This is a genomic window from Rhodococcus cerastii (assembly GCF_033042195.1).
Lineage (GTDB): Bacteria > Actinomycetota > Actinomycetes > Mycobacteriales > Mycobacteriaceae > Rhodococcoides.
Genome location: NZ_JAWLKF010000048.1, coordinates 1 through 519, shown reverse-complemented (window position 1 = coordinate 519; position 519 = coordinate 1). Strand labels below are relative to the sequence as shown.

The following is a 519-nucleotide window of genomic DNA, read 5'->3' as shown; positions in this document are numbered from 1 at the left end:
GGTCGCCGCGTTGCGGCGCAGTTCGCGTGAGATCGTTCCCGGGACACGTCCGATCCTGCGGGCGATCTCGCGGACCCCAACATCCTGGGCGCGTAGTAGCGCGATCTCCTCACGCTCGGCGAACGACAGGTAGCGGCCCGTGGGCTCGTCCAGGCTGATCGGTGGCATGCCGCCAGCGTGACGGAACCAACGGCACCCGACCGGCCATGACACGCCGACGGCCTCCGCGGCCTCGACCGTCGTCACTCCCGATGCGATCCGCCGCCAGAAGTCCCGCTGCACCGTACGAGAGGGCTCCGGCCGGCCCGGTGAACGCATCGGAGGTCGCAATGCCCTGTCCGCCGCCCACTGCCGCCTGGCACCCACCGGCGCCTGAGACATCTGCTTGTTGCTGTATCCCATCGCACACCTCCGTGATCGAGGTGTTGCATCGACCGGTTGAGCCCGCCCAGTATGCGTCGGCGGAGTTCGCCGACCTGTGTCGCGAGCTGGACGTGACGACATCGCGGGGTGCGGTCG

1 protein-coding gene is annotated in these 519 nt (G+C 69.2%); it reads right to left on the bottom strand.

Annotated elements, in window-relative coordinates:
- Nucleotides 1-381 (bottom strand): helix-turn-helix domain-containing protein (locus tag R3P93_RS24545; RefSeq protein WP_394855354.1); only part of this gene is annotated, 381 nt, incomplete at its 3' end.
- Nucleotides 382-519: the final 138 nt, after the last annotated feature.